General features: G+C 62.4%; 10 protein-coding genes, 1 tRNA gene and 1 pseudogene. 7 read left to right on the forward strand and 5 right to left on the reverse strand.

All coding sequences use genetic code 11. The features are described from left to right. From AC1DSN_RS13610 to AC1DSN_RS13630, 5 genes are all read left to right on the forward strand, one after another. Positions 1-374: cysteine dioxygenase family protein (locus AC1DSN_RS13610; RefSeq protein ID WP_477331133.1), on the forward strand; the 374-nt coding region annotated here is incomplete at its 5' end. A 24-nt stretch (positions 375-398) separates the two neighbouring features. Next, positions 399-485 (forward strand) — tRNA-Leu (locus AC1DSN_RS13615). 181 nt (positions 486-666) lie between these two features. Continuing rightward, on the forward strand, positions 667-1,038 hold the full coding sequence (locus AC1DSN_RS13620; protein WP_477331135.1) for a hypothetical protein: 372 nt from the start codon (positions 667-669) through the stop codon (positions 1,036-1,038). Further along, complete coding sequence (locus AC1DSN_RS13625; RefSeq protein ID WP_477331137.1) at positions 1,022-2,200, forward strand: apolipoprotein A-IV repeat region-like domain-containing protein; 1,179 nt, start codon at positions 1,022-1,024, stop codon at positions 2,198-2,200. Before AC1DSN_RS13620 ends, AC1DSN_RS13625 begins: the two co-directional genes overlap by 17 nt. A 29-nt stretch (positions 2,201-2,229) precedes the next feature. Beyond that, positions 2,230-3,159 (forward strand): LAPAL motif-containing putative phage structural protein, encoded by a 930-nt coding sequence (locus AC1DSN_RS13630; RefSeq protein WP_477298709.1) that lies wholly within the window; start codon positions 2,230-2,232, stop codon positions 3,157-3,159. A gap of 11 nt (positions 3,160-3,170) precedes the next feature. Here AC1DSN_RS13630 and AC1DSN_RS13635 read toward each other — a convergent pair whose 3' ends face one another. From AC1DSN_RS13635 to AC1DSN_RS13645, 3 genes are all read right to left on the reverse strand, one after another. Beyond that, positions 3,171-3,572, reverse strand: coding sequence for a low affinity iron permease family protein (locus AC1DSN_RS13635; RefSeq protein ID WP_477331139.1), 402 nt, complete (start codon positions 3,570-3,572; stop codon positions 3,171-3,173). 77 nt (positions 3,573-3,649) lie between these two features. After that, positions 3,650-4,390, reverse strand: coding sequence for a 3-oxoacyl-ACP reductase family protein (locus AC1DSN_RS13640; protein WP_477331141.1), 741 nt, complete (start codon positions 4,388-4,390; stop codon positions 3,650-3,652). A gap of 134 nt (positions 4,391-4,524) precedes the next feature. Then, the gene (locus tag AC1DSN_RS13645) at positions 4,525-5,106 is read right to left on the reverse strand and encodes a TetR/AcrR family transcriptional regulator (protein ID WP_063574191.1); all 582 of its coding nucleotides are present in this window, start codon (positions 5,104-5,106) and stop codon (positions 4,525-4,527) included. Positions 5,107-5,208: 102 nt separating this feature from the next. On the opposite strand from AC1DSN_RS13645, the gene AC1DSN_RS13650 reads away from it, so the two are divergent. After that, the gene (locus AC1DSN_RS13650; protein ID WP_477331143.1) at positions 5,209-6,396 is read left to right on the forward strand and encodes a GAF domain-containing sensor histidine kinase; all 1,188 of its coding nucleotides are present in this window, start codon (positions 5,209-5,211) and stop codon (positions 6,394-6,396) included. A gap of 3 nt (positions 6,397-6,399) precedes the next feature. Here AC1DSN_RS13650 and AC1DSN_RS13655 read toward each other — a convergent pair whose 3' ends face one another. Both AC1DSN_RS13655 and AC1DSN_RS13660 read right to left on the reverse strand, forming a co-directional pair. Beyond that, entirely contained in the window at positions 6,400-6,744 is a 345-nt protein-coding gene (locus AC1DSN_RS13655; protein ID WP_477297320.1) for a hypothetical protein, read from the reverse strand. A gap of 104 nt (positions 6,745-6,848) precedes the next feature. Then, positions 6,849-8,804: a formylglycine-generating enzyme family protein gene (locus AC1DSN_RS13660; protein WP_477331145.1), complete on the reverse strand. Its 1,956-nt coding sequence runs from the start codon at positions 8,802-8,804 to the stop codon at positions 6,849-6,851. Between the two features lie 111 nt (positions 8,805-8,915). Here AC1DSN_RS13660 and AC1DSN_RS13665 point away from each other — a divergent pair. After that, positions 8,916-9,134, forward strand: a pseudogene (locus AC1DSN_RS13665) (ribonuclease D); the annotation flags it as partial.

Below are 9,134 nucleotides of genomic sequence, written 5' to 3' on the forward strand. Positions count from 1 at the left end.
ACCATGGCTACAGCGTCATCGCGATGACCTGGGGCCCCGGCCAGGGCACCCTGATCCACGACCACAGCGGCATGTGGTGCGTCGAAGGCGTCTGGGCGGGCTCGCTCGAGATCGTCCAGTACGAACTCGGCGAACACGAAGCCGAGCGCTATCACTTCCGTCCCGTGGGCTCGATCCAGGCCGGCCCCGGCTCGGCCGGCAGCCTCATCCCGCCGCACGAGTACCACACCATCCGCAATCCCAGCGAGGATTCGGTGGCGGTCAGCCTGCACATCTATTCCGGCCGCATGACCCAGTGCGCCGTATTCAAGCCCGAGGGCGACGACTGGTACGAGCGTACCGAACGTCAACTGGGTCTCGACCAGGTGCATTGATTCCCGCATAATGCATGGCCCCATGCCGAAATGGCGGAACCGGTAGACGCGGCGGACTCAAAATCCGTTTGTAGTGATACAGTGAGGGTTCGAGTCCCTCTTTCGGCACCAGATTGTTCTCAATGAACCCGCCCTCCCGGCGGGTTTTTTGTTGCCTCACGTTCGCTCGGCAAACCCCAAGAACCAAGCAGCACAACGCCTGCCACTTTCGCCACCCGACGCCTACAGATACTTGCAGCTCAGCGACGTACGATGCCGACCTGCTGTTCACAGTTGCCTGGTCGAACCCGTCATGTCTGGTACCTACGTCGAAGAAGTGAACGCCCGCGTTGCGGCGACTGAGGCGCGAGTCACGACCGCCGTCGAAGGTGTTCGAATTGACCACGCAGAGTTACGCGCAAGCTTGAAATCAGGATTGCTGGAGATTCGCGTCGACATGGAAAAAATGCGCGGCGATATCCGTCGGATGTTCTCCGCGCAGACAAAGTGGATTGAGGTCATCGTGTTCGGGGCGCTCGCTGCAGCGGGCACTGCCTGGGGATTCCTGAAGCCCCCAACGCCGATGTCCCTGCAGCCAGCGCCCTATGTGATCTACGCCCAACCTACGCCAGTGAAGGCGCCGCCGGCTCGGCTGCCAGGAGTGCCCCGTGCAGTCGACCCATAACCAGCCGCCCTATCGAGCGCAGCGCTTCACGTCGTTTTACCGCCTGGACGCGCGAGTCGCTGAGCTCGAAACCGACATGAAGTTCGTACGCAGGGACCTGGATGAGGTTCGCTCTGATCTGCGTGACATCCGGGTGCGTCTCGGCTCCGTCGACCTAAGCCTGGGAATTCTGTCGGAGCGAATGGATTCTTCGTCAAGAAACCTGCTAGAGCGAGTCGACCTCCAGTCGGCAGGTTTGACAGAGCGAATAGACAGTTCGTCCGCGAACCTGACGGAAAAAATAGACGCCGTATCTTCGAGCCTGACTGAGAAGATCGACACCGTATCTGCGAACCTGACGGAAAAGATCGACGCCGTATCGTCGAACCTGACGGAGAGAATCGACACCGTATCTTCGAACCTCACGGAAAAGATCGACACCGTATCGTCGAACCTAACGGAGAGAATCGACACCGTATCATCGAACCTCACGGAGAAAATCGACACCGTATCGTCGAACCTCACCGAAAAGATCGACACCGTATCGTCGAACMTCACGGAAAAGATCGACACCGTATCGTCGAACCTCACGGAAAAAATCGACACTGTATCGTCGAACCTGACGGAGAAAATCGACACAGTATCTGCGAACCTCACGGAAAAGATCGACACCGTATCTGCGAACTTGACCGAAAAAATAGACAGGGTATCCGCGACCTCAAACGAGCGAATGGACACCATGTTCGCAAACTTGACTGCACGCACGGACACCTCGTACGCGGACTTGACCGAAAAAATAGACAGGGTATCCGCGACTTCAACCGAGCGTATGGACACCATGTTCGCGAACTTGATTGTGCGTATGGACACCTCGTCCGCGAGCTTGACCGAGCGGATGGACACCTCGTCCGCGAGCTTGACCGAGCGGATGGACACCATGTTCGCGAACTCGAACGAAAAAATGGATTCTCTTTCCACAAATCTGTTGGAGAAAATGAACTCCCTTTCCGTAACTATCTCGGAAAAAATGGATCGCTTTCCGACGAAGGTTCAGCTGAGCCTATGGGCCTGCGCCGGGCTGACAGCCCTTCTTGGGGTCACCGCCTCGATGATCGCCGTGCTTCTTCGTCTTTCTGGTCACGACGATGTCGCGGCGGTCATCGACGCGGTAAGCGGTAAGTAGTTTGCTCGACCTTGAGGCTCATCTAAGCAATGTCTGATGTAACCGAATTTCGCGTCAGCTACGACGGCCCCGCACTCGAAAACCACGAGATGGACCCGCGCGAGCTCGCCCCCGCGTTGCTCGCGATGGCCGATCTTCTGGAAGCGTCTGCTCGCGTGCTGTATGGAGACAAGGCAAAGATTCATGTCAACGTAAAGGGCTCGTTCAAAACGGGCAGCTTCAACGTCGACTTTGTCACCGGCGTGCAGTGGCTTCAGTCGGTCAAGGATATCTTTGCTGGCACCGAGGCGACAGCAATCGCGAACGCCACAGCCATCCTCGGCGCGCTTGGTGTCATAGGAAGGAAGGGCTTGTTTCCGCTGCTCAAATGGCTTCGCAGCCGCCCTATCACACGCATCGAGGCTATCGGCACCGACCGACCCGGGCAACCGACGGTGCGCATTTATGTCGGCGACGAGTTCTACGATACCGAGCGGGACACCGTGGACCTTCTACGCGACGTGGGGGTGAGGAAGGCGACCCAGCAGGTGCTCGCTCCCCTGGAGAGGCCCGGAATCGACGTCTTCGCGCTCGGCCAGGGCACCCGGGTAAATGTCACGGTGCGCGACAGCGAACTCAGCTCGTTCATATCGCCGGCTGCCGACGAATCCCTGATCATCGACGACATCAGAGACATGGCCTTTTCGATTGTTTCCCTTACCTTCAAGGAAAACAACAAGTGGCGTCTATCGGACGGATCTTCGACGATCAGCGCGACCATTTCCGATGCCGACTTCCTACAAGCCGTCCACGGCGATATGAAGTCCTTCTCAAAGGGCGACGCCCTCGTCTGCCGGGTGCGCGTTCGTCAGTGGCAGACAGCAAATGGCACGCGAACCGACTATGAAGTCGTTAACGTCGTAAATCATCTTCGAGCGGCGCGACAGGTACAGCTCCCATGGCCTGAAGTTCGGGCATGAATGCGACGACCTCATAACCGCCCGCCACTCCGCGACTCGTTACGCGCATCGGCAGCATGCTGTAAGTAAGTCTTCCTGATGCTGTCCAGCTCCTTCTCGTCGAGCTCCTCCAGATCGAGCAGCGAGTTGTTCGCTTCCTTGATGGCGTGGATGAGCTCGTCCAGCTTGATCTGCATGGCCTCGGTATCACGGTTCTGCGTGTTCTGGATCAGGAACACCATGAGGAACGTGACGATCGTCGTACCGGTGTTTATCACCAGCTGCCAGGTGTCGCCGAAGCCGAAGAGCGGCCCACTGGCCGCCCATACGATGACGACAAGCACGGCGACCATGAAGGTCGCCGGCTTGCCGGCCGCTTTGGCCACCGCCATCGCCATGCGGGTAAAGAGACTCTGTCCGACTTTCTTAGTCATGGGCCGCACCTGTGTGAGTTCGCCGCAGCGTCCACCGCAAGCCGTGAATCACAGGCGAAGACTCACCCTTCGGCGGCTCAGGACAGGAAGCCACCGTCCACGGTGAGGCTGGCCCCCGTCGTGAAACGTGCTTCGGGTCCGGCGAGGTAGGCGACCAGGGCAGCCACTTCGTCGGCTTTGCCCATGCGGCCCAGGGGAATCAGCGGCAGCACCAGGTCCTCGACATAGGCAGGATTCATATCTGTAGCGATGGGACCCGGCTGCACGTTGTTGACGGTGATTCCGCGTGGGCCAAGGTCACGCGCGAAGCCGCGCGTCATCGATTTGATCGCACCCTTCGAAGCGCTATAGATCGCCGTGCCAGGGAAGCCACTGCGATCGGCCACGATACTGCCGACCGTGATCACGCTTCCACCCTCCCCCATATGCTTCACGGCCGCACGCGTACCCGCGTACACGGCGCGCACGTTGATGGCGAACACCCGATCGAACTCCTCCACCGGCAGGTCGTCGACAGGACCATGGGTGATCACGCCTGCGTTACTGACCAGGATATCGATGTGTCCATGGAGGGTCGCTGCCGCGTCGATGGCTACAGCCAGGGCCTCCGCATCCGCGCTATCTGCCCGAACAGCCGTGGCGCGCCCACCCGATGCGGCAACCTCGCCAACGAGAGCCTCGGCGGCATCGGCCGCGGCTGCGTAAGTAAACGTGACCGACGCGCCCTCCCGAGCGAGGCGGCGGACGATGGCTGCACCGATGCCGCGCGAGCCCCCGGTGATGAACGCGACTTTTCCTTCGAGAGGACGAATGGTCATGATTTCTCCAGTTATGGAATGATTGGTCAATTACAAGGGTAAAAAAAACAGGGCAGCTGCAGCCGCGGTACGACTGAACATGTCCCCGAGACCAAGTGTACCTATTTATTGACTGATTGTTCCATAACAAACCATCACGCCGCCAGCGCCCGTAAGGCGACGCCGACGATCCCATGCAGCGTTGCCTGCGATGCGCCGCCACGTGCGGCGACCTTCAGGCCGGACAGTGTCGCCAGAAGAAACTGCGCCGCCGCCGTCGCGTCGAGATCCCCTGCCAGCTCCCCCCGCTCGATGCCGTCGCGAAGCCGGCTTTCGAATGCCAGCAAGGTCCGGTGAGCCACGGCATCGGTCACAGCCGTCACGTCAGGTTCGGACGTGCCGAACTCCGTAACAGCATGGATGCCAAGGCATGCGCGGCTGGTGCCTGACACGGCGTCATCCGCGAAGCCCAGCAAGGCCTGTTCGATGCCCTGGAGCACGGCGTGGCTGTCAAACATCGCCGACAGTGTCGCTCCGGTGCTTTCCTCCGAGTACCGGCGAAGGGCTTCGAGGTAAAGCGTCCGCTTGTCGCCGAAGGTGTCGTAAAGACTCTGCCGGCCGATCTTCATGGCCTCCAGCAACATGGGCGTCGATGACCCCTCGAAACCGTGGGCGGCAAACACCTCGATCGCGCGCTGGAGCGCCGTATCCCGGTCGAATTCACGTGGACGCGCCATGCCTCACCGCTTCTGGATCGAAAAGTCCACAAAAGCCTATCACTGATTGTGGCCGCGGTCGTTTACAGCCGCTAGACTCCCCCGATGACGCACCCTGGGGCCATGCTGCAAACGGACATCGATGTGTCGGTCGAAGCGATTGCGCGGCTGTCCGTCGTCCCGCGCATCCTCGACGCCGTGGTCCGTGCCACCGGCATGCGATTCGCGGCCGTAGCGCGCGTCACCGACAACCGCTGGACCGCCTGCGCCGTTCGCGACGACCTCGGTTTCGGGCTAAGGCCTGGCGAGGACCTGGTCCTCGAGACAACCATCTGCAACGACATCCGCTCGCACCGCCACCCCGTGGTGTTCGGGCATGCCAGTCAGCACGCGGTCTATTCGAACCACCATACCCCGAAGCACTACGGGCTCGAATCCTATGCCTCGGTGCCGATCTATACGGTCGGCGGTGAATTCTTCGGTACGTTGTGCGCCATCGATTCGCGCCCCGTCATCGTGGACGAAGACAGGCTGGCGACCGAGATGATCCTCTACGGCGAGCTCATTGCCTCGCAGATGGCACTCGAAGGTMGGGTGGAACATGCCGAACGCGCGCTGCGCACATCAATGGACGAAGGCGTGTTGCGCGAGCAATTCCTCGCCGTCGTAGGCCACGACTTGCGCAGCCCGTTGCAGGCAGCAGGCATGGCGGCCGAGGCCCTCGCCGACATGGCGCTACCGCCTCGGGCGGGGCGCCTCGCGAAAGTCATCACGGCCAGTGCAAAGCGCATGACCGACCTGATTGACGACATCATGGATTTCGCGCGGGCTCGGCTTGCTTCAGGCATTCCCGTGGCCCAGTTGGAACAGGGCGATCTCGCCGCCATGGTCGGCCGGGTGGTGGCCGAGGTCTCCGCGGCACACCCCACCGCCACGATCGTCAGCGACCTGGACATACCGAGAGCGCTTCGATTCGATCCGGTGCGCCTGCAGCAATTGCTCGCCAACCTGCTCAACAACGCGATGACCCATGGCGACACGCGACGGGCGATCCGCGTCGACGGGCGCGTCGAAGACAACGCTGTCGTGCTCGAGGTCACCAACTTCGGTACGCCAATCGATCCCGCCACGCAGGGCATGCTGTTCCAGCCGTTCTATCGACCGGAAAGCGCGACGCCACGCCCCGGACTCGGGCTGGGACTGTATATCGCCTCGGAGATCGCGCGTGCCCACGGAGGCACGCTCACGGTCTGCTCCAGCACGGACGAGGGCACCTGCTTCACCCTGCGCCTGCCGCTCACCGGCGCCTGACGCTCAGCGCGCGGCACTCGCCGCCGGGTAGTCGGTGGTGGTCTCGAATTCCGCGTAGGGTTGTTCGCTCTCGGCAAGGCTTGCCAGCGGAAGTCGCTCGGCGACGCCCATCAGGCGGGCGCGCAACACACTCACTTCGCGCAACTTCTCCGATGCCGCAAACGAGTACTGATCGGTCATTTCGAAGGCGGCGACGATGTTTCCGTCCTCGCTTCGCATGATCCACGGGCGTCGCGCCGTGATCAGGCCCGCCCGCTGCATCGCCTCGTAGATTTCCAGCAGGATCGAAACGACCAGATCGGTGCGGCCCGGGAACGGCCGATAGCCAACGATGATGGAGGTAGACACGCAGGACCTCGTGGCGGCTGAGAGGCGACACCACATTTGTAACCAGTAACGGGTCGGCGTCAAGCGTTACGTGGTGCGGTTTCGGCAAACCTTCGCAACAAGCATCACAGTTCACGAACCACGCGGAAGCCGACGCGCGCACTGCGCAGATCGGCATCCGCTCCCTGACGATAGGCGGAGCGAACCATGTCCGGCGCGCTGCCCCAGGACCCGCCGCGGATCACCCGCCGCGAACAGCCCGGATTGACCCAGGCTTCCGCCGTGCGCGGTGCGCGAATGTAGTTGTCGTGCCAGCAGTCCCCGACCCATTCCGACACGTTGCCGCCCATGTCATACAGGCCGAACGGATTCGGGGTGAAACTCATGACCGGCGCCGGCCCCCAGTAGCTGTCCTTATAGCCGCTGAACGCATTGCTCCAACGGCGCCCGGAGCCGGAACGGTCATTGCCACCGGTGAGGTTCTCCACGCGCGAGGTGGGATTGTCGTCACCCCACCAGTAGCGCGTCGTGCTGCCCGCGCGCAACGCATATTCGAACTCGGCCTCGCTGGCAAGGCGATACTTCTTGCCCGTTCGCTGCGACAGCCAGTCCGCGTAGGCCTTGGCGTCGTTCCATGAAACGTTGATGACCGGCAGGCGCTCCTGGCCAGGCTTGCCCGCATAGTCGTCCTGCCAGGTCGCCGACGCTTCGTCGCGAAGGCCGCCGCTCTGTTCATCGTAGACGCTGCCACCGCCCAGGGACTGCGATTGCGGAACGTAACCGCTTGAGCGTACGAAGTCGCGGAACTGTCCGATCGTCACGGAACTGCGCCCCATGCCGACGCCTTTATCGACCTGGACTTCATGCGCGGGGGACTCATTGGTGTCGTGGCCCCGCTCGCCATCCGGCGAGCCCATCATGAAATGTCCCGTGGGCAAGACGACGAGGGCCGGGGCCTGCCCGGTCGAGTCGACGAAGCGATCGGCGATGACCTGACCCGGTTTGTAGCTTGCGTAGAGACGGGCGTTGGTCACCCTCTCGTTGAAGTCGTCGATACCCGCCAGATCGGGGCTGACTTGCTGTGCCTTGGTCGCCAGCTGCTGCGCGAGCTCGATGTTGCCGGCGTCCAGCGCGGAACGCGCCTGGGCCAGCATCGCCGCACCGCTCTGCCGACGCATGCCTTCGATGCGGCCTCGGGTGTCCTGCAGGCCCTGCGATTCGGGAAGGATCGTCGCGGCCTCCGCCAGCGCGGCGTCCGCGGCGCTGAAATCGTTCTGGGCGACGGCGGCGAGCGCCTTGTCGAGTACGACACGCTGGACCTGGATGACGCCCTGCTCCGCCACGGCGTTGTCGGGATCGAGCTGCAGCACCGCCCGGTAGGTGTCCAGGGCACTGTCGCCACGCGGCTGCTCCGCCTTGCCTTCCTGGAGCTGACCGGCCGCCTTCCCGAGCATGGGTCTCACCTTGTCGAGGACAGCCAGTTTTTCCTGCAAGGGCGCGACCTCGGCGGTGGTTCCCGGTAGCGCCTTGAGCGCTGCGAGCCCGTCGCGCGCGGTGTCGGCATCACCCAGGGCGATGTCCTGCTCGATCTCCGCCGCGAGCCGCGCACGGACCTCGTCCATGCCGCCCAGGGCGCGCTGGCTATCGCCCYTTTCCTTGAGGACGGCCGTGAACATCGCAGCGGCACTGTCCTTGCCACCCACCAGGCGATCCGCCTGAAGCGCCTTGTCCGCACGGTCGAGCAAGGCGGTCAGCTCGGGTGAATCCGGCGTCTTCTGGGCCGGAAGCTGGACTTCGTTGGTCTTCTCCCGGCGGCGTGCGGCGATCACCGATGACGGCGCGAGCATGATCGGCGGCCCGGCGTCGATTTCGGACACGATGGCCCCGGGTGCGGCCTGGGGGCGTTGATCGAAGCCCATGGTCGTGGGCTGTCCGCGCATCGGCGAACGCGGCGTATTCTGGCCCGGCTCGACGTGCAGCAGTTGCGGAAAGAAGTGATAGAACAAGGCAAAACCGAGCACAGCGACACCCAGGGAGCCGCCAATGGCGCGCTGTCGGCGGACGGTCTCGGTGTTCGGCATGGTGGGTTGTTCCGTGCGGGCCTGCTATCGTGCGCTGCCACCTTAGAGAATCGCGTGCGGCAGGGCAACACGAACGTCGCGCGCGTTCCATGTACGTACAAGGACGCAGGAATGACATCGAGCGACCTCGCTCCCGCTGCACCGTGGATCGACAATCACGAGGAGCTTGCCACCTGGCTTGCCCCTGTCGGCCCGACCGCCGTCGTCGGACTCGACACGGAGTTCATGCGGCGCAATACCTTTTACCCGCAGCTCGCCTTGCTTCAGTTGGCCCACGATGGCCGCTACGCCCTGATCGATCCGGTGGCCTTTCCGCTGGGAGACGTGCTC

The sequence above is a fragment of the Luteibacter sp. P4_D7_3 genome, from assembly GCF_056401735.1.

Excerpts from the sequence above, each read along its gene's own strand:
- AC1DSN_RS13630 (WP_477298709.1), top strand. The coding sequence starts at position 2,230 with ATGTCTGATGTAACCGAATTTCGCGTCAGCTACGACGGCCCCGCACTC.
- AC1DSN_RS13620 (WP_477331135.1), top strand. The coding sequence starts at position 667 with ATGTCTGGTACCTACGTCGAAGAAGTGAACGCCCGCGTTGCGGCGACT.
- AC1DSN_RS13640 (WP_477331141.1), bottom strand. The coding sequence starts at position 4,390 with ATGACCATTCGTCCTCTCGAAGGAAAAGTCGCGTTCATCACCGGGGGC.
- AC1DSN_RS13635 (WP_477331139.1), bottom strand. The coding sequence starts at position 3,572 with ATGACTAAGAAAGTCGGACAGAGTCTCTTTACCCGCATGGCGATGGCG.
- AC1DSN_RS13645 (WP_063574191.1), bottom strand. The coding sequence starts at position 5,106 with ATGGCGCGTCCACGTGAATTCGACCGGGATACGGCGCTCCAGCGCGCG.